Source organism: Atribacterota bacterium, from assembly GCA_028717805.1.
In the GTDB taxonomy this organism is placed as follows: domain Bacteria; phylum Atribacterota; class Phoenicimicrobiia; order Phoenicimicrobiales; family Stramentimicrobiaceae; genus Stramentimicrobium.
In genome coordinates this window covers 25127-44358 of record JAQUNC010000009.1, presented here as the reverse complement: position 1 = coordinate 44358, position 19232 = coordinate 25127, and the positions used below count along the sequence as shown (strand labels likewise).

Here is a 19232-nt window from a genome sequence, read left to right as displayed (position 1 = left end):
TAAGATTAAAGGAAGTTTTCTGAAGTGATTATGAATTTTTCTGATGAAGAAAAAGAGGGCATTGTGGTTATCGGCGGTACCAATATTGATATAAAAGGAAAGCCTAAAAATGTTCTTCAATGGGATACTTCCAATCCCGGAACCATACGGATTAGTCATGGCGGTGTTGGGAGAAATATTGCCCATTATTTGGGATTACTAAACATCCCGGTAAACTTTTTAACTGTAGTAGGTGATGATGAGGAAGGCAGAGAGATTTTGGAAAAGCTAAGAAAGGCCCATGTTCAGACCAGAGATGTCATTCTGTCCAAAAAGGATCCAACCGGAAAGTATATAGCTGTATTGGATGAAAAGGGAAATATGCAGGTTGCCGTAAGTGATACTGTGATTATGAAAAGGGTCACTCCCCGTTATCTTATTGCCAAATCCGGGATTATAATGAAAAACCGCCTTGTTATCATGGATACCAATCTTACTACCCAAGCAATTCATTATGTTGCCTCTTTATGTAGCAGAGAAAACATACCTATGATTGTTGATCCAGTATCAATAGTAAAAAGCAGAAAATTATTAGGAATTTTACCTAAAATTAATTATCTCACTCCTAACATCGGTGAGCTTGGTGCTCTTTCCGGTCTAGTAATAAAAAATTCTGCTGATCGAGAGAGAGCCATAGAAAGGCTCATGAAAAAAGGTGTTCAGAACATTATCTTGACTAACAGCACTCAGGGTGTTTATATTTATTCAGTGCAGGTTCCAGAGGGAGAGTTTATTAATACCAGGAGAAGAAAAATGGTAGACTGTACTGGAGCAGGTGATGCACTGGTAGCTGGAATAGCCTACGGATTATATCATAATTATAGACTTTACCAGTCGGTTCAAATAGGTCTTATTATCTCAGTCTTAACGGTTAATTCTCCTGAGTCGGTCTATCCCCAGCTTGATGAAGTTATGGTTAAAAAACAAATGGTAAGAATATTCAGGATTTTATAATGATGGATTATTTTGAAATTTCAGAAGAAATAAGAGAGGCAATCGGCAAAGGTAAAAGAGGCAAACCGGTTGTGGCACTTGAATCTAATCTTATCACCCATGGCTTGCCCTTTCCGGAAAATATTGATACAGCTTTCCAGATGGAAAAGAATATACGTGAACAGGGAGCTATTCCTGCTACTATTGCCATTATAGATGGTAAGATAAAGGTGGGTTTAAGTCATGATGAAATTGAGAAGCTTGCCCATTCTAAAAGTACTATTAAAGCCAGCAAGAGAGACTTATCCTCTCTTATTGCCAAGGGCATGAATGCAGGAACCACTGTAGCTTTAACCATGTGGATAGCTCATCACTGTCAGATAATATTCTTTGCAACCGGTGGCATTGGAGGAGTTCATAATAATTACCAAGGAGAATATCCTATGGATATTTCTACTGACTTAACTGAGCTTGCCAGGACTCCAGTGGCGGTAATCTGTTCTGGTGCCAAGGCTATTCTAGATATTCCCCATACCATGGAATATCTAGAGACTGTAGGTGTTCCGGTATTAGGTTACCAGACAGAAGATTTACCTGCTTTTTATAGTCAATCCAGTCATTTGAAAGTTGATTATCCTTTAAAAGATAGCTGGGAAGCAGCTCAAGTGGTTTGGGCTCATTTACGATTGAAATTAGGGACCGGTTTATTAATAACCAATCCGGTACCCACTGAATTTGCCCTTAGCAAAAAGAAGGTTGATCACTGGATAGAACAAGCTATGAAGTTAGCCCACCAGGATAATATTAAAGGTAAAAAACTTACTCCTTATTTGCTCAATAAAATAAAAGATCTTAGTGATGGAAGAAGTTTAAAAGCAAACATAGAACTATTAAAACATAATGCCTGCATAGCTGCCCAGATCGCCCTGGCCTATCAGGAAATCTTTCTATCTACTGCTAATAAATAGACAAATTGTTACCTGCAGTCTGACGTAATTGGTAATATTACCCAGAGAAGATTTCTGCACTAATTATTATCATATTGTTAGCTTTAACTATCCATAATATTTTAAGATTGTTCAGGAGGAAGGAATCCCTTTAAGTATGTTTGTTTAATCTTTTTTAAAGCCTGGTTACGCCTGTAGTTAATTATTTGCTGGGATTTACCCAGCATATTTCCAATTTCCGCATCTCGATACCCACACCAGTAATAGAGCAAAATAATCTTCCGTTCCTGCCAAGCAAGCTTACTTAAGCATTCCTCAATAACAATATTTAGTAAGTGATTTTCTAAGTCATGATAATTCATTCAATCCCCCATAATTAAAAAAGTCATACGTTGCTAGTCGATAGTCGTTTGTCGTGTGTCGGTAGTCGATCGTAGAGAGCAAAAATATAGTCATAATATAAGAAGAGCTTATTGGTTGTTCTTTACAAAATGAACTGACAACTAAAAACTTTATTTCCCACTATGATTCCCATACAGTTTTCTCCAATACACCCAAAGCCCCCATTTAATCCTTTTCTTCATATATCCGGCAAAGGTTACCGGTGGTATCAGCCGGTACTGGTAAACACCGGAAATAAAGTATAAAACAGCCTGTTGATAGGCATCTTCATATTCCAGTCCCAATAGCTTGAAAAAGCTAGCCTGTCTTTTTAAGAGAGGATTAAATTGCTCAATTAACTGTGCCATAGCTTCCTTATCTCCACCTTTAGCCTTTTGTATTAATTTATTCATTATTTTCATGATAAAAATTTAGTTACCTCCTGAATCAGCTATTATTTAATTTTTTATAAGTAATTTTTTATTAATAAAATGTTTTTGGTATATAATAAGTCATGGGATATTATTTTGTAGTCCAGTAACAGTAAAAATAGAGGATATTTTTACTAAAATTTTGCTCAAAAAGACTTAAAAGTAAAAGCAAAAGGGGATTTATTGCTGAAAAAAAGATTAAACTTAAGGAGATTTTAAAAAATAACAATTTAAGAAAGACTAACTTACTGAAAAGCAATCTTGAAAAAAAAGCGATAAAAGGGTAACATTATTTACTACAGGCTGATTATTAGATAAAAAAGCTAATCGCCACTAGTGTTTAACCTATTTTACTGCTTAGGTTGAATGGAGGTGGATAATAAAATGAGAAGATTTAAAATAATATTTCTTTTTCTCATATTAATCCTTTCTTTAATGATGTTTGACACTGCAATCTTCTCACAGGAAACAGAAGAATCTGTCTACCATCAACGTCGAGAGAAGATGGTAACCAGTCAATTAGTTGCCCGAGATATTACCGATACACTAGTCTTGGCGGCCATGAGAAAAGTTCCCCGACATGAATTTGTAGATAGCCGAGTTAAGGATGAAGCATACAATGATTATCCTTTAGGTATTGGTGAAGGTCAGACTATTTCCCAACCCTATATTGTCGCTTTAATGACTCAATTACTGGAGCTAACTGGAGAAGAAAAAGTCCTGGAAATAGGTACCGGCTCTGGCTATCAAGCCGCCATTTTAGCAGAAATAGTAAGGGAAGTTTATACTATAGAAATTTACGAATCATTATCCCTAAAGGCACAAGATCTGCTAAACAGGCTGGGTTATAATAATGTTAAATTTATGGTTGGAGATGGCTATTATGGCTGGGAGGAGGAAGCACCCTTTGATGCTATTATAGTTACCTGTGCTCCCGATCATGTACCTCCACCTTTATTAGAACAATTACATCCAGAGCATGGACGAATGGTCATTCCGGTCGGTAGTGTGTGGATGATTCAAACCTTAATGAAAATTTATATCAAAGAAGGCAATAGAGTTTCGGAAGGAATTACTGGCGTTCTTTTTGTACCCATGCTCAGGTGAATTGATTAAACTTATTAAATCTTGTTTAGGTATTTTAATCCTGCTTTAAAGAAAGCGGTAAAGAAAATGAAGCAGAAAAAGATTGGTATACCTTATGCACTCTATTTCTATGAATACTACCCTCTCTGGAAAGAGTTTTTAACTCGCCTGGGAGCAGAGGTAATACTTTCTAAGTCTACTAATAAAAATATTCTTGATTTAGGAATACGTTCTTCTCTAAGCGAGGTCTGCCTGCCGGTAAAGGCGTTCTATGGACATGTATTAAGTTTAGCCGATCAGGTAGATTATATGTTGATTCCTAGAATGGTATGTGTTGAAAAGGGTGCCTTCTTTTGCCCCAAGATTATTGGTCTTCCGGACATGGTAAAAACTTCCCTTACTTCTTTATGCCCAATTATCAATCCGGTTGTTGATATTAGAAAGTCTTATGGTACCTGGAAGAATAGTTTATTTCAGGTAGGGCAATTGGTAACTGAAAATTCTTTAGCTATCTCCAGAGCCTTTTCTGCCTCCTGGGAGAATTTCCAGAAAAATTATGTGGCTAACATTTTAGATCCCAAAACACTTAGACCCGGTCTATTAAACATCGATACTAATAGTGCTAGGAAGCAATTACCAGAGATACCAATTAACATTGCCGTAGTTGGTCACGATTATCTCATTAATGATTCCTATATTAACTTAAACTTGATAGAGAAGTTGAAGAATATGAAGGTTAATGTGCTGACACCGGGAATGGTGCCCCCTAATATTGTTAAAAAACAATTGAAAAAGCTATACAAGCCAATTTTCTGGAGTCTTTCCCGAAAAGTAACAGGTGCTGCCTTTTATTATTTTGAAAACCGGGTGGAGGGAATTATACATTTAACTTCCTTTGAATGCGGAGAAGATTCCATGGTAGGTGAGCTGATTCATCATCAAAGCCAGCAGCACCCTGGAGTTGCCTATACTGAATTTGTTTTTGATGAGCATACCGGAGAAGCGGGTATCAATACCCGTATTGAGGGCTTTCTGGATATGATCAGGAGGAAAAAGAGAAATGAAATTAGCTTTGCCCCGTCTTGGTAATATTGACGTGATTAATGAAACTATTATTACAGATATGGGACATGAGCTGGCAGAGGTGCCGCCAAACAGTAAAAAAACTCTGGACTTGGGAGTCAGATATTCGCCGGAATATTGCTGCTTGCCTTTAAAGATTGCTCTGGGTAATTTTATAGAGGCTCTGGAACTCGGTGCTGAAGGGCTAATTATGGCCGGTGGCTGGGGACCATGTCGGTTTGGTTATTATGCTCAAGTACAGCGTGATGTACTTATAGACCTGGGATATGACTTTAAAATGATTATTATGGAAATTCCCCGGGGAAACTGGATGACCCTATGGGATAATATTAATATCTTACGTAATGGTAGAAGCTGGTCTTATATGATTAATCAATATCGATTAGCCTGGCAGAAAATTTTGTTAATGGAAAAACTGGAGAATAAAGTATTACAGGTTCGACCAAGGGAAAAGAAGAGAGGGGAATCCTCCCGAGCATTAAAGGAGAGCATGATTAAGATAAAGAAGGCAAAAGATCTGGAAACGCTGAAGCAAATTGAAGAAGATAGTCTAAGTAAATTTAAGGAAATTACTGATTTTCAAAAGAAAATTCTTATTAGAATAGCCCTGGTGGGGGAATTCTATGTCTCTCTGGAGCCTTTCTCCAATCATCATCTGGAAGAGAAGCTTGGTTATCTGGGTGTAGAGGTAGTAAGGAAAAATTCTATCGAAGCCTGGATTGGCCCTATTATAAGGTTGAAAATTTTCAAGGACAGCGTTAAGGAGGAGAAGGAGTTTGAAGAAGCCGCCTACCATTACCTGGCACATTCAGTAGGCGGCGAAGGGCAAACCACTGTGGGTAATGTGGTGTTGGCTCATCGGGAAGGATTAGATGGAGCTATTCAGGTTATTCCCTTTACCTGTATGCCTGAGATTGTTGCCGAGACTATTTTAAAAAAGGTTAGCGAGGATTTAAATTTTCCTACTTTAACATTGACCTATGATGAGCAAACTGGTGAAGAAGGTCTTAATACCCGTATAGAAGCTTTCATTGATTTGCTTAAAAAGAGAAGGAAGAAGGTAGTGATGGTATCATGAGGACATTTTTAGGGATTGATGTAGGAGCAGTAAGCACTGATCTCGTTTTATTGGATGAAAATAATAATGTACTTAGCGATGTTTATCTGAGAACTCAAGGGCAACCAATTGCAATGATCAAGGAAGGGCTCTCTATTATTAAAAAAGAGAATAAGGGTATTTCCTTAGAAGTAATAGGTGTTGGTACCACAGGTAGTGGAAGAGTGCTAGCCGGGGCTATAGTGGGAGCCGATATTATAAAGAATGAAATTACCGCTCATTCTGTAGCAGCATTATATATAAATCCTGAAGTACGTACCATCTTTGAGATAGGTGGTCAAGATTCTAAAATCATTATTCTCCAGAATGGGGTAGTGGTTGATTTTGCCATGAATACCATTTGTGCTGCCGGTACCGGGTCTTTTCTAGATCATCAAGCTTATCGTTTGGATATTCCTATTGAAGAGTTTGGTAATTATGCTTTACGTTCGGAGAATCCGGTACGCATAGCCGGAAGATGCACAGTCTTTGCGGAGTCGGATATGGTCCATAAGCAGCAGATGGGTTATAAAAAAGAAGATGTCATTGCCGGTTTGTGTGAAGCATTGGTGCGTAATTACCTTAATAATGTAGGAAAAGGGAAGAGAATTTCACCACCTGTCTTCTTTCAGGGTGGTGTTGCTGCTAATTCCGGAATTAAGAAAAGTTTTGAAAAGGAAACAGGTTATGAAATAATCGTTCCGGAGTATTACCGGGTAATGGGAGCTATAGGAGCGGCTTTATTGGTCAAAGAAGAAATGGAGCAAAATCCCCGTACCTCTACTTTTTATGGGTTCGAGTTAGTTGAGCGGGATTATCAAACTTCCGGATTTGAATGCGACGGTTGCCCCAATCATTGTGAAGTGATAGAAATAATGATTGATGGTGAACCGATTGCTCGCTGGGGCGATCGTTGTGGCAAATGGTCTATAGGATATCAAGCAATTCGATAGGAAATCAACTATAAAATTAAAACTCTAATCTAACTACTAAATACCAACCTAACTACCAGTGACTGAAAACTATATTTACCCCTTTCTGCTATAAATTTTATTACTGATTTTTTCCAAAAATAGTATAATATAGAATAATTACATTTCTTTTAGTTTTCTTTCCTTATTTTATCTTTTATCTCTTCTCCACCTGATTCAATCTTTTTCTTGTAAGAGAAAAGGTAATGTAGGTTAAAAGTAATCCTCTGCTTGAAAAATAAAGAATAAGGGGTCAGGCTTCACAATTTCACAAACTATTATACTAAAAATGCCTTTTTATTTCCTCATCTTCTGTAATATTATTAGGTATTCTCGAGCAGCTTGTTGAGACCTGAACCTAAAACCTACAAAACTTAAGGAGGAATAAAAGTGTTTTCACAAACTGATGTATTAGGTTTCGCTAGAGAAGCCTATGAAAAAGGAAAAGCTGATTTTAAAGTAGATATAAGTTCAATAGCATTGCTTGTCATAGATATGCAAGATGAATTTGTAAAACCAAGTTGGACTCCATTTTGGGTACCTGAAGCTACCAAACAGGTTCCAAAAATAAAGAAATTAATTGAACATTGTAGAATTATTAAAGCTCCTGTTATATATACAGCTTTTGCAGATACACATATGGGATTAGATAGACCTAGAAGTGGAAGTTTTATGCCTAATAGATATGATAAAAAACTGGATAATGATAATGAGTGGTTTAAAAAAGGGAATATATATGATGAATTAAAACCATTAGATAATGAGGTAATAATTTATAAACCTTCATATGGAGCTTTTTATGATACTCCTTTAGATACAATATTAAAAAATTTAAACATAGAAAGTGTAATTATATGTGGAACTTTAACCAATTTTTGTTGTAGCACCACAGCGAGGCAAGCTTATGAAAGAGGATACAAAGTAATATTTGGTAGTGATATTAATTCAGCAGATGATAAAAAGTTACATGAAGTCGAAGTTAAAGTAATGAGAAAGGGTTTTGCCAAGGTTTTAAACCATTTAGAGATAATAGTATTATTAAAGTAAGTTTTGGCGTGTGATGGTAGTATGTAATGGGATCAAGCTTGTTGAATATAATTTAGAATTTCAAAAAATAAGAGGAGTCAGGTTATGTTTTCTCACGAACCCGGTAAATCTTTTTTGAAAATTATATTTACCTTAATAGGTACTTTTTTTGTCTTCACCTTATTTAGAGTTGATATGGCAGCAAGCGAAAATATCTCTCCAGAAACTCTGGATTCCCTACCGATAAATACAGTAGTGTTAAATGATGATTCGCTTAATGAACTTATTTATATTTCTTCTGACCACAGTATTCTGGTATTCAGAAGAATTACTCAGCAATTGATAAGTGTAAGCGTGGGAGATGTTTTATATCTGGATCCCGGGATAACTAAAGGTGATTATTTTTTAGGTCAAATCAGAAATATAATGAGAGAAGATACTTATCAAAAAGGTATGATTATTCACCTAATTCCCTGGTGCCAAAATAATCCCCCAATAATTTCCGGTCTAATTGCCCAACCTGATATCTTAGAAATAGGGCAAGATAGCAGATTGACCTGTCATGCTGCCGATACAGGTGGAGATGGCATTTCCTATTATTGGCATACCAACAAGGGCTTATTAAGAGGAAGCGGTGCCACTGTAACCTGGACAGCTCCTCATCAAACCGGGGATTATTTTATCAGCTGTGAAGTGACGGATAATAGAGGAGGGGTAGATAATCGAACAGTTCGGATTCAAGTTGTGGATAGTTTGCCTTCATTAACTTACCAGGAAAGAGAGCTAATACGCAAATTTGGCTGGGGAAGGAACCGAACTATCCGCTGGCTTGATGGTTATGTAGCAGTCTATGATGGTACTAATTTCAGGCAGATGCAGCAAGTATTAAATAAATGGAATAATATTGTTGGTGATAAGGTTGTTTTTTATTTAAGTCATGACCCTCGAAGTCCGGTGAAGATAACTTACAACTATGAGCTAAGTCGAAAGAATCTTTGTTATCATATTGACACCCATTGGAGAAATTATCAACTTTATGCTGCTGAGATTCAGATTAATCCGGATTCTCGATTATGTGGTTTCCCTGGAAATCTATATGCTGCCTATCTCCAATCGTTTTCCGGTATAGTAGGATTTAATATCTGGCAGGGAACAACCATTGCAAGAGATAATTGGCGGGATTTTAACCATATTTCGGAAATAATACAGCACATGATTGAGGGGCTTTATAAAGTTCCTCCTGGTTATGATTTAAATTTTAAATGAGGGTAATTAAAAATTTTATGGCCAAGATAATTATTAAGAGATTAACAATCTATCATTTTAGGGAATAATATTTATAGAATAGAAATAAAATTAAAGAATTAAAAAAAGAGAAGGAGGTTGGTTATGAAAAAAAGTAAAATTATAATGTTGGTTTTATTTCTTTTAATCTTGTTTTTTACTGGATTTTCTTCCTGGACAAGAGGGTATGGTGAGAAACAGGCCAGTACTTATCGGTCAGATGGAGATTCAATTGAAGGCTGGAACTGGCTTAGGGATTTGGGCTTCAACATTATGCAGAGTGGACTTTTGAGGGAATATCTCTTGGTAATGAGGATTTAATCTTGGATTTTACTGCTCTGGCTACTGATCGTCCCGATGGAGGAAGGGGATTTGAGGCAAAATTCAAACTAATCTATGGTTTTCCCGGAAGCGGTAATATGGGTGGAGTTTTTAAGACCAAAACAGTTATCCTTCCCAACATTTCATCCTCAGATGATCCAGTAGGTTATAGCTGTCAGGGTCAGGTAAGCATTGATAGGGCATTCATTCCCGGGGCAACTACAATTCTGATAAGGATAGAACGGGAATCACCTCAGGATAATCACGTAGCTTTTCAGAAAGAAAGTATCGTTTTACAGTTAGATGAGGAGGAAACTGAGGAAGAGGAAGAGAAACCACCTTTAGAAGGAGATCAATTACCCGAGACGGATACCTGGGAAGACGCAATTCTCATTCAATCGGGTACTTATATTGGTGATCTTGGAGAAGAGGACAGCGAAGGTCATCGCGACAATGATGATTACTATCGTTTAGAAGTAGAAGAAGGACAGCTGATTACTCTGCAGCTGACTATTCCCGGCAATGCCAGTTATAGCATTTCTTTGTTAAATTCCAACAACAATTCACGAGGTTCTTCCATAACCCGTTGGGATACTAAAACTCTTGATTATGTAGCTGATTCCACCGGACCCTGGTACATCAGGGTATCCCGTTCTTCCGGAGAAGGAGAGTACCAGCTTTCTGTGAATGATTTTACAGATGGTTCTGAGGGAGAAGAAAATCATCCGCCCATCATTTCTTCGCTTGTTTCCAGTCAGAATTCTGTAGAAGTGAATCAAGCTGTCAATTTAAGCTGTACTGCCAGTGACGGGGATGGAGATACGCTTACGTATAACTGGACTGTTAATGGTCAGTTGGTAGGAGGGAATACTTCATCTTTGAATTGGGTAGCTCCCGGTACTCCTGGAACCTATCACATTACCTGTACGGTTAGCGATAGTAAAGGCAGTCAGGACAGTGATTCCGTAAGCATTATCGTAATTGAACCAGAGGGCAGTTCAGATCAAATCCCCACCCAGGTTTTGTATCAAGTCAAGATTACTACTGGCACAAAAATGGGTGCTGGTACCGATGCTAATGTTTATCTTGCCCTGGAAGGGCAAAACGGAGAGAATAAGGGTATGTAATAAAGGTGATGTTGCCTTAACCACAACACAAAAATCACATTCTGAAGTAATGTGCAGTAACTTGCAATTTTATAATAACAGGTTACTGGTATATGCATCGGAAGATAAGCATGCCATCTATCCATCTTGTGATTTGTGTGAAGATGTTAGTGTATGGATGGGTTTAGCTGGTGAGGACTGTGGTGGGGGAGGTACTTTCAGATTCGATTGTTATAATGTTGGAGAACCTCCTGAATTTATAGATCCCAATATCTATGATTTAAGCTTGGTTGAAGGAAAATTAGGAAAAGAATTACCGGAAATTGATTTTACAGGATTTGCTGATAAACTCCTAAGTCGTTATAGAGTACAAATAAAGACGGGCAACGAAGACTTGTCAGGAACTGATGCTAAGATTAGCATTAAACTTTTTGGAAACAAAGGAACTTCTTCCTGGTATGATGTTTATTCTAAACCAAGCCCACCTCATGATATTGCCATTAAACATTTAGGGACCTTCGAGACAGGAGATATAGATAATATTTATGTAAATTCATCTGATTTGGGCGAGATTAATAAAATTCAAATTAAACATGATAATACTGGCCCAGGTCCGGGATGGTGTATCAGTGAAATTTTGGTAGAAGATTTAGGAACCCATTCTACCTGGCATGCTCGACCAGATACTTGGCTGGAAAAATTTCTATGGCAGGATGATACTAATAAAACTTTTAATTTAAGTTTAACACAATAAAATAAATAAGGAATCAATAAATTAGGGATCTATAATTTAAAAATAACAAAGAGTGATATTTCAAGACCTGACCCTGAAGCTCGCTGAAGCTCTGAAGCTGAAACCAAAGTTTAAAGTTTTAGTTGAACAAAAAAAAGAAGCAAAAAGGAGGAGCAGAGAAAACATGAAAAAAATCATTTTCCTTTGTTTTATATTTTTGTTGGTTTTCAGCTTTAACCAGACCATCTATAGTCAACAAAAGGAATTGCTACCGGAGGTAGAAGTGCCAGAAGGTTATGTTTATTACCAATATCATTATGCCTATCTGGATATCTCTTTAATTTATCCGGAAAAATGGATTAATTATTCTTCCCAGGAACGAGGAATCTTGATTGATACTCCTGATTCCAAGGGTTCAATATGATTTTAGGAACTCCGTTATTTGGAGAGGATTACACCTTAAAAAAGCTATGGGCAGAAAATAAGGAAAGTTTAGAGTTAGCCGGGGCAATTTTTCAGGAATCTGTTCCGGGTACCTTTTCAGGATACCTGGCAATTAAAGCTCTGTATACCATCAAGATAGGCAATAGCAATCATCAATATCTTCGCTATAGTGCTATTATAGGAGACCTGTTTTATACGTTCAGCTTTCATGCCCCTGTAACAGAATTTGAAAAATACCTGGAAGAAGTACTTGCTGTTGTTCATTCTGTATCAATTAAAACCGTTGAAAAGGGGAAATGAGGGATCAGCCTGAAAAATTTCTAATCCACTCCGGCTCATTCGGTGGATTGTTTTCCAATATTTCTCTCCAGGCTTCATCGGTTAACCGTTCACTCATCGGCTGCTTGAATTCATAATAACTGAAAACCGGACCTGCCCCAACAATGATATGCCCCTGGGGAAGCCTATAGGCAATAATGGCAGTATTAATAAAACCAGTGCCCTCTTCCAGTACTTTTTTAGTATTTCCTTCAGTATGTACATCGGCAATCATCACTGACTTTAGAGAGTCTGGACTAATATCTCCACCAGCTATTATTCCAATTAAATTAGCAGAAATGCTGCCAAAATTTTCGATAAAATCATAATCTATTTCTTCCAATGACTTATTGGCCAATTCTTTTTTAGTAATATCCATTAATCTCTCCAGTGCTTCGGTAAATCGTTTCAATCCTGAATCTATTCTTAAATCTTCCAGTATCTGGGGAGGAATTAATTTTCCAAACCCTGCCAGAGTCATATTGGTTAAGTTTAATAGCCTGCTATAAAATTCGGGTACGGGTTCTACATAGCCTACTACCGGAGGTTGAAAAAAGCCGCCCTTTTCAGCCATAGTGTAACTCTGTTTTACATATAAGATTGTATCATGCCTTAATTGAGCCCAGGAAGCCAGGGTGGTGTTAAGCTCTTTATCCAGCCAGGCTTTAGTTTGCATGAAAGTAGGGTATCCTGCACCGAATTCCCCATGCAATGCTTGTAAGACATAAAGCCAGTTTAAATAAAGATTACTGAACCAGTCTTTCTGTTCCATAGAGTCAATATAGTCTTTCAGCTTCCGGAAGGTTTTTTCATAATCACTATATTGAGTATCTCCGGAAATTTCCAGTATTTCCCAAGCTATTTCTGAACCCAGTAAAGCCATTAAGTCTAAACCTCGAGGAAATCCCCGAACTTCCCTGGCAGCTGGAGGAGGACAGGCATCCACTTCTGTTTTTACCCAGGTGAATGGTCGGTTATTCCTGAATTCTTCATAATCATCATTCCAGCTGAAGGTAAAGGGCTTTTCCTCTGTCGGTAAGGGTAGTTTTGGTCCGTTATACTTACCACTATAGGGAGAGACAATTTCTGAAAATAGCCAGGAATCCAGCGTAAACCTCTGTCCCATCAGTCGAAATCCCTTGGTTTGAGACAAAAGCTCTTTCGCCTTTATCTTTAAATTCTGGCTATCCTCATCACTAAGTGGAGGGCAGGGCATCAATAATTCACAGGCACCCAATCCACTGTATATTTTTGGCTCATAAGGATATTCACCAATAGCTTTTTTCAACTTATCATAATTTTCAGCAAACTTTTCTATACTTGCCATTCCCTGTTCTGCTGAAAAAACTTCCTGCAATGCTTGACCATACTCAGAAGGACCTAAATCGTCAGAGAAGCCTACCATAAAAGAGGTAATGCTATAAATCCGATGCCATCGCTCCTGGATATTCTGGCTGCTGACAAATTTTTCTGCCAATAAAAATGCTTGCAAGGTTTGTATCCGGGCATCATATTCAGAGATGATTCCTCCCAGACCACCACTACACATAGATTCTCCTGCAAATAAGGATGGGGAGCCTTCAATTAAAGCAGTCATTCTTCCATACCACATAAGAGCTTTAAAGTAATTCTTTAGTTTCTCAGATTTAGTATAATGTCCCCGGGGTACATATTGGGAATAATCTTCCTGATAAATGAAAATGGGAGAAAACTCCCATCCTTTATGCTCCTGGATTAAATTTATCTCTTCTTCAACTAAATCCTGAACAATTTTCGGCACATCGAAATGATAGTATTCAAATTCTTTCTGGCTGAAATATTGATAACTGACCTGCTCACCATAAATATCTTTTACCCCGGCAATCATCATCTCACAAATTTCCGGCTCTATTTCTGGTGAACAATATTCTTCTTTTAGTATTTCATCGCTTACAACCTGGCTTTTTTGGGGTTTTATAAGTTCCAGAGCTACTGAAAGGTAGGCTACATTTCTCCTGGCGGCCTCTTTTAAATCATTCTCAGCATAATTATAATCATTAAGGGATGTTTTAAGTAATTCTTTGCTTATCTCCCAGATATCCTGATAAAAAAGATCGCGCTCCAGGCGCATCAAAGTAGTATCAAAAAAGATATGATAATAGTGCAGCAGAGAATCGGAAGTGATAAAAATAGGTACATCAATATTTTTCAATACCTGATAATATGCGATAAAATCGTCCTTAGGATTTGCTAATTCCCGGATAGAATCTAGAAAGACCTCCTGTTCGGCAATATCAAGAGGCGTGGGGATAACCACAAAGGCATTCTTCTGTAATAAGCTTAATGCCCCTGGTGTCAAAGGTATCTTCTTAAAAAAGTCCTGATAATTTTCAATGCTAGTAGTATTTAAAGGCAGGGAATGCCCCGGAATATGAGCCTTGATTTCGACCGGTTCTATTATAATACTATCAGAATTAATTAATTGTTTATTGAATGGATTTGCATCTGCCAGAGACTGGGAAACTGTTAAAGATAATATTAATATAATTGCTATTGTAATTAATGTAAATATACCTTTGAAAAGGAATTTACTTTCTTTTAATTTTTTCATTTTCTGTACCAACTGATTTTTTATTTTTTATCTTGTCCTTTCTAATTCTATTATACCTTTTTTGAGTTCCTCCCATAATCTTTTATCAGATTTTTTAGCTAAATTGTTAAGAAATATTTCTGCCTCAAGCTGGCTCAATAGCATTGGCTGACCTGCCTGGTTTTTTATGGGAAAAAGCCAAAGGGTAAGATTATCAGCTGTCATTGTTATCCCAATTAACAAGCCTTCCCTGGTTTCTGAATAAGCTTGTTGGTTAAAAATAAAATTTCCTAACGAATAGAAGACTGGTCTATTATCTATTAATTCGATTTCCTGAACCACATGGGGATGATGCCCAACAATTACATCAGCACCGGCCGCAATTATCTGGTGGGCTAATTCTCTTTGGATTGGAGAACTGATTAATTCATTTTCCTTACCCCAATGTATGCTGACAATAATAATTTTCCCTGGATTAGATTGCTTTGTTTTTTCTACTTCTTTAATTATACTCTCTTGATAATCAATATAGGGCAATATGCGGTTAAAGGCCAGAAAAACGTACTGTTCAGTATAAAAAGAATTATTTTTTATGTGCTGGTGGTCAGGCAGTGTAGTACCGATAAAATTAATTTGGTACTTTTGCAGCCATTCTTTGGTCTCTTCCAATCCTTCCTCACCCAGGTCTGTAGTATGATTATTGGCTAAAGATAGCAGGTTAATCTGACTCCATCTAACTGCTTCCAACACCTCTGGACGAGAGGCAAATTTAGCCTCATCTTCTGAAATTCCTGGTACATTCTCTTTAATTGGTCCCTCGAAATTAGCAAAAACAATATCCACACCCCTCAATAGCTGTACGATTTTCTGAAAGGGATAATAAATGCCATTTTCTGTCATTAATTTTTCCAGGCCTCGTCCCAACATCATATCCCCTGCCAGAAGAACGGTTTCTGCCAGAATATCATCTCTTCTTTGTCCTTCTTGAAAGGCGGCACAAAAATAAGAGGTAGTTTTATCTCCATCATTTGGTAAAAAATCAACAGAATTGCGATGAGCAATTACTATGGGCTGTTCATGCCCTCTTAATCTGGCAAATAATCGAATGCCATATAAAGATTGCCAGCTGTCTACCTCTATATTTTTAAATTCTTCTTCCTCAAAATTTAATAATACTCTAATGCTTTTTGTGTCATGAAAATCTGCTGCTATAGATGGCAGATAATGAGAAAAATCAACACTGGCAATTAGCACAGTGTTAGAAGAAGCCTTATTATCAATTGTTACTATCAGTCGATTTACCTCTTCCAGTGAAATATCTTCGGGTATTATAATGGGGATAATTTTTGTTTCCGGCAGATATTTTTTTATAAATGCTAATAAGTTGGTAATACCAAACTCTGAAAGTATCGCGCTCCGATCCTGCGTGATATGATTGTCCCTTGCCAACTTTTTTAATAGTTCAGTATCTACAGCTATCCCTTCCAACCGAACAGATCTTGATTCACCAGAGACACTGATAAAAGAGTTTTCTTTCTTCAGAGCAGAGCAATTGAAATGATCTGGGCTGAATAGGATTATAGTATCAGGAAGTTGTTTCTGTCGGATAATATAGCCAAAAAAATCTTCTATAATTTCCTTTGCCAGCAGGTGATGGGGCACTACCCCTGCCGCAATAGAATTCTCATCACTGCTTTCCCCAAAAACAAGCACAGCGCTGATATAAAACATAAAAAGAATGAATATGAATTTAACTAATTTTTTCATAGATATTATATATAATACTTTCTTCTTATTATAATATACACAACCAGATCTATTATACCAACAGAGTTATACCCAATGCTAACCTATTATTGTATTAATAGAACAATGCAATACCGCAATAATGGTTAATAGCACTATATTTTTTTGAATTTTAACGCAATACGCAATACGCACGACGCAATACTTTTATTAGAAAACTTAAAAATATGAACTATGACCTGGAAACTTTCCCTGCTTGCACAATGCCAAACAATCCCACTAAATAAATACCTGCTGCCAGATATCCTACAGCCTGAAAACCAGATGAAATAGCGATAATTACTGCCAGAACTGAAGCCAGAATAGAACAGAAATTATTAGTCGCCCACACCCAGGGAATCATTCTTTCCCTTCTTTCTGCCAGAAAGTGGATACCCAGAGGAAAGGGCATACCCATCAGAAAGGATAGGGGAGATAGAAGGGAGCAGGTCAGTAAAAATCTTACTATTAAGGGAAGGTGGAAGGTATATTGGAAGATAGTCGGTATTAATCTCTGATACAGTACCAGAAAAAGACAGATTACTGGAATAATCCATCTCAAATAGTGAATTGTTTTTCTCTGCCAGCGTTGGGAAAAATGGCTTCCCAGTCCGGAAAAGAATAGAAATGAGAAAATAATTGCGGAAGTAGTATAAGTCGGATAGGTGAGATAGAGGATAAATTTCTGAATAAAGGAAATCTCTATCAGCATATAACCTAATCCCAGAGCAGCAAAGTAAAGCAGTGGGAAATACCATCCTTTACCGGGGGATGCTCTTTTGATTAAAAGAGGTAAAAAGATAAAAATTAAACTAAATAACATTCCCTGCAGTAAAGTGGCAAAGACAATGAGATTTCCCCATTCAATAATAGGCTGCCAGTAACTGGTATCCCGGATAATAGTAGGGATATTACTCCACTTTAAGAAGTAGAAGAAGAAAGGGCTATTATCAGTGGCTGGGCTAACATTAAAGAAGTAGTCCTGATAAAATGACTTCATCCGATTCTGTCTAAAATGCTCCATTAAATCAGAAATGGCCAGATAGTAATAAGGTTTTTCCAGGCGGTGATTTTGATTAGCCTGCTCTAGCCGAATTCCAGGAAAGTAGATAGAGTCAAAACTTCTTTCCTGGCAGAATGATATGATAATATCAATCATCTCTCCATCAATTGGTTTTTGACTGCAGATAAAGGTAGTGGTACCCCAGCTGCGTATCAAGGCAATATGATTTTCCGGATTTTCTACTCCCACCTTCTCCAGTGCTTGCAGAGCGATAGTAGTCAGTTTGACCGATTCTCGGGGAGGGAAAAGAAGCCAGCGGGTAATACAGATTACTCCATTTGGAGAGAGATGCTCTAAAAAGTCAATCATCCCTTCCACCGTATAAAGGTAGTTTTCTGAGATACTGTGAAATCCACCGGTAGAGGCAGTGGCAGAACCTACCAGTGATATTTGAATCAGATCAAAATTATGGTCAATATTCTTCAGTACACTCCGGCCTTCTCCAGGTAATATGGCAACCTCTGGACGGTTGTACAATTGACCGGAATAATCGGCAAATTGCCCTTTCATTAAATCAATCACTAAAGGATTTAATTCAATAGCTTCTATCTCAGTACAGCCATGATAAATGGCACTTAAAATATCCAGACCACCACCGGAGCCAATAACCAGCACCCTGTTCTGGTTTCTGCTCAGGTGGAAACCCAGAGCATTGGACAGAAAATCGGTAAAACAAATAGACTCTATATTGCCATTAAACCTGGTTATGGCACTCAATCCCGAGTCATCAGTTAAGATACCCAGTTGCTCTGGTATTCTCTCTTTAAAATTGAGACTCAACCCCGGGGCATGTTTTACCGCCGGACTTTCTACGATCTTAATCTGGGAAAAGCTATTCTCCCTCTGGTATAGTATTTTGGTTTCTGGATACCGTAAAAAGCTAAATAGTTCTTTATAATGATTAATAGGTAGAGAAAATGACCAAGACCAATAAGAGAAAAAATTAACCAAAGCTAAGATTATAATTAAGATAAGCGGTAATAAGGAAAAGAGTCTCTTGCCCTGAGCTAGAGAAAATAGAAAAGAAGAAGCGAAACCAAAAACAGACAACATAATAAGCAGCTTTATGATATTGATATGATTGGTAAAGAATAAAAAGGCCAGACATCCCAGAGAAGCCCCGGTTAAATCATAAAAATAGAGTCTGCTTACCTTCATAGGTAGGTGAGTAATGGCCAGTGAAATACAGGTACCGGCAAAGAAAAAGGGCAGAGCTATTGCCAGATAATAAGTGGTTAAATAAAACCATTGGTAACTGTCTACATTTAAGCGATACAGATCAAATGGTATGCGGTTTATCAGAAAGAGGGCTAAAAAAATACTGAGTCCATACATAAGGGCGAAATGGGATAATAGACCAGGAAGTTGTTCCTTCCTATTTTTTTTAGTTAGAGAAGGAGTGACTGTAAGAAAGGTACCGCTGGCACCATAACCTAAAAAGGCTATACTGATAATCATAAAAGCCAGGTAATTCCATTGCATAATAGAAAAAATCCTGGTTAGCGCCAGCTCAAACATCAACACCGATAGTGATATTAGAAATATGCCAGGATAGAGGAAGTATTTCAATGAAATCCGGAATCTATTCATCTTATAATTCCCCTGCTTTTTTATAA

At 37.3% G+C, this 19232-nt stretch carries 18 protein-coding genes; 13 read left to right on the top strand and 5 right to left on the bottom strand.

The window, feature by feature from the left end; all coding sequences use genetic code 11:
• Positions 1-30 precede the first annotated feature (30 nt).
• Complete coding sequence (locus PHD84_03505) at positions 31-993, top strand: carbohydrate kinase family protein (GenBank protein ID MDD5636871.1); 963 nt, start codon at positions 31-33, stop codon at positions 991-993.
• A complete protein-coding gene (locus PHD84_03500; protein ID MDD5636870.1) occupies positions 993-1940 on the top strand; it encodes a pseudouridine-5'-phosphate glycosidase in 948 nt (315 codons plus the stop codon). Before PHD84_03505 ends, PHD84_03500 begins: the two co-directional genes overlap by 1 nt.
• Before the next feature lie 101 nt (positions 1941-2041).
• Here the strand turns inward: PHD84_03500 and PHD84_03495 are convergent, their stop codons facing one another.
• Together PHD84_03495 and PHD84_03490 are read right to left on the bottom strand one after the other, a co-directional pair.
• A complete protein-coding gene (locus PHD84_03495; GenBank protein MDD5636869.1) occupies positions 2042-2281 on the bottom strand; it encodes a sigma factor-like helix-turn-helix DNA-binding protein in 240 nt (79 codons plus the stop codon).
• 150 nt (positions 2282-2431) lie between these two features.
• On the bottom strand, positions 2432-2722 hold the full coding sequence (locus PHD84_03490; protein ID MDD5636868.1) for a helix-turn-helix domain-containing protein: 291 nt from the start codon (positions 2720-2722) through the stop codon (positions 2432-2434).
• A gap of 444 nt (positions 2723-3166) precedes the next feature.
• Between PHD84_03490 and PHD84_03485 the strand changes: the two genes are divergently transcribed.
• From PHD84_03485 to PHD84_03435, 11 genes are all read left to right on the top strand, one after another.
• Positions 3167-3838: a protein-L-isoaspartate(D-aspartate) O-methyltransferase gene (locus PHD84_03485; protein ID MDD5636867.1), complete on the top strand. Its 672-nt coding sequence runs from the start codon at positions 3167-3169 to the stop codon at positions 3836-3838.
• A 66-nt stretch (positions 3839-3904) separates the two neighbouring features.
• Entirely contained in the window at positions 3905-4906 is a 1002-nt protein-coding gene (locus tag PHD84_03480; protein ID MDD5636866.1) for an acyl-CoA dehydratase activase-related protein, read from the top strand.
• On the top strand, positions 4878-5978 hold the full coding sequence (locus PHD84_03475; GenBank protein MDD5636865.1) for a CoA protein activase: 1101 nt from the start codon (positions 4878-4880) through the stop codon (positions 5976-5978). The genes PHD84_03480 and PHD84_03475 overlap by 29 nt, the downstream gene beginning before the upstream one ends.
• Positions 5975-6949 carry an acyl-CoA dehydratase activase gene (locus PHD84_03470; protein ID MDD5636864.1) on the top strand — a complete coding sequence of 325 codons (975 nt, stop codon included), beginning with the start codon at positions 5975-5977 and terminating at the stop codon, positions 6947-6949. Before PHD84_03475 ends, PHD84_03470 begins: the two co-directional genes overlap by 4 nt.
• Positions 6950-7357: 408 nt before the next feature.
• Entirely contained in the window at positions 7358-8014 is a 657-nt protein-coding gene (locus PHD84_03465; protein MDD5636863.1) for a cysteine hydrolase, read from the top strand.
• 84 nt (positions 8015-8098) lie between these two features.
• Positions 8099-9259, top strand: coding sequence for a PKD domain-containing protein (locus tag PHD84_03460; protein ID MDD5636862.1), 1161 nt, complete (start codon positions 8099-8101; stop codon positions 9257-9259).
• Between the two features lie 123 nt (positions 9260-9382).
• Positions 9383-9598, top strand: coding sequence for a hypothetical protein (locus PHD84_03455; GenBank protein MDD5636861.1), 216 nt, complete (start codon positions 9383-9385; stop codon positions 9596-9598).
• Between the two features lie 2 nt (positions 9599-9600).
• On the top strand, positions 9601-10725 hold the full coding sequence (locus PHD84_03450) for an immunoglobulin domain-containing protein (GenBank protein ID MDD5636860.1): 1125 nt from the start codon (positions 9601-9603) through the stop codon (positions 10723-10725).
• Complete coding sequence (locus PHD84_03445) at positions 10670-11458, top strand: PLAT/LH2 domain-containing protein (GenBank protein MDD5636859.1); 789 nt, start codon at positions 10670-10672, stop codon at positions 11456-11458. The genes PHD84_03450 and PHD84_03445 overlap by 56 nt, the downstream gene beginning before the upstream one ends.
• A 163-nt stretch (positions 11459-11621) precedes the next feature.
• The gene (locus PHD84_03440; protein ID MDD5636858.1) at positions 11622-11861 is read left to right on the top strand and encodes a hypothetical protein; all 240 of its coding nucleotides are present in this window, start codon (positions 11622-11624) and stop codon (positions 11859-11861) included.
• On the top strand, positions 11858-12181 hold the full coding sequence (locus PHD84_03435; protein ID MDD5636857.1) for a hypothetical protein: 324 nt from the start codon (positions 11858-11860) through the stop codon (positions 12179-12181). The genes PHD84_03440 and PHD84_03435 overlap by 4 nt, the downstream gene beginning before the upstream one ends.
• Positions 12182-12185: 4 nt before the next feature.
• Here the strand turns inward: PHD84_03435 and PHD84_03430 are convergent, their stop codons facing one another.
• The 3 genes from PHD84_03430 to PHD84_03420 form a co-directional block, all read right to left on the bottom strand.
• Entirely contained in the window at positions 12186-14789 is a 2604-nt protein-coding gene (locus tag PHD84_03430; protein ID MDD5636856.1) for a DUF3160 domain-containing protein, read from the bottom strand.
• A 27-nt stretch (positions 14790-14816) separates the two neighbouring features.
• The gene (gene amrB, locus PHD84_03425; protein MDD5636855.1) at positions 14817-16535 is read right to left on the bottom strand and encodes an AmmeMemoRadiSam system protein B; all 1719 of its coding nucleotides are present in this window, start codon (positions 16533-16535) and stop codon (positions 14817-14819) included.
• Between the two features lie 211 nt (positions 16536-16746).
• Positions 16747-19206 (bottom strand): hypothetical protein, encoded by a 2460-nt coding sequence (locus tag PHD84_03420; GenBank protein ID MDD5636854.1) that lies wholly within the window; start codon positions 19204-19206, stop codon positions 16747-16749.
• Positions 19207-19232: the final 26 nt, after the last annotated feature.

Coding starts and splice junctions, on each gene's coding strand:
- PHD84_03505 (MDD5636871.1), top strand. CDS start 31: ATGAATTTTTCTGATGAAGAAAAAGAGGGCATTGTGGTTATCGGCGGT.
- PHD84_03500 (MDD5636870.1), top strand. CDS start 993: ATGATGGATTATTTTGAAATTTCAGAAGAAATAAGAGAGGCAATCGGC.
- PHD84_03495 (MDD5636869.1), bottom strand. CDS start 2,281: ATGAATTATCATGACTTAGAAAATCACTTACTAAATATTGTTATTGAG.
- PHD84_03490 (MDD5636868.1), bottom strand. CDS start 2,722: ATGAAAATAATGAATAAATTAATACAAAAGGCTAAAGGTGGAGATAAG.
- PHD84_03485 (MDD5636867.1), top strand. CDS start 3,167: ATGATGTTTGACACTGCAATCTTCTCACAGGAAACAGAAGAATCTGTC.
- PHD84_03480 (MDD5636866.1), top strand. CDS start 3,905: ATGAAGCAGAAAAAGATTGGTATACCTTATGCACTCTATTTCTATGAA.
- PHD84_03475 (MDD5636865.1), top strand. CDS start 4,878: ATGAAATTAGCTTTGCCCCGTCTTGGTAATATTGACGTGATTAATGAA.
- PHD84_03470 (MDD5636864.1), top strand. CDS start 5,975: ATGAGGACATTTTTAGGGATTGATGTAGGAGCAGTAAGCACTGATCTC.
- PHD84_03460 (MDD5636862.1), top strand. CDS start 8,099: ATGTTTTCTCACGAACCCGGTAAATCTTTTTTGAAAATTATATTTACC.
- PHD84_03455 (MDD5636861.1), top strand. CDS start 9,383: ATGAAAAAAAGTAAAATTATAATGTTGGTTTTATTTCTTTTAATCTTG.
- PHD84_03445 (MDD5636859.1), top strand. CDS start 10,670: ATGCTAATGTTTATCTTGCCCTGGAAGGGCAAAACGGAGAGAATAAGG.
- PHD84_03440 (MDD5636858.1), top strand. CDS start 11,622: ATGAAAAAAATCATTTTCCTTTGTTTTATATTTTTGTTGGTTTTCAGC.
- PHD84_03435 (MDD5636857.1), top strand. CDS start 11,858: ATGATTTTAGGAACTCCGTTATTTGGAGAGGATTACACCTTAAAAAAG.
- PHD84_03430 (MDD5636856.1), bottom strand. CDS start 14,789: ATGAAAAAATTAAAAGAAAGTAAATTCCTTTTCAAAGGTATATTTACA.
- amrB (MDD5636855.1), bottom strand. CDS start 16,535: ATGAAAAAATTAGTTAAATTCATATTCATTCTTTTTATGTTTTATATC.
- PHD84_03420 (MDD5636854.1), bottom strand. CDS start 19,206: ATGAATAGATTCCGGATTTCATTGAAATACTTCCTCTATCCTGGCATA.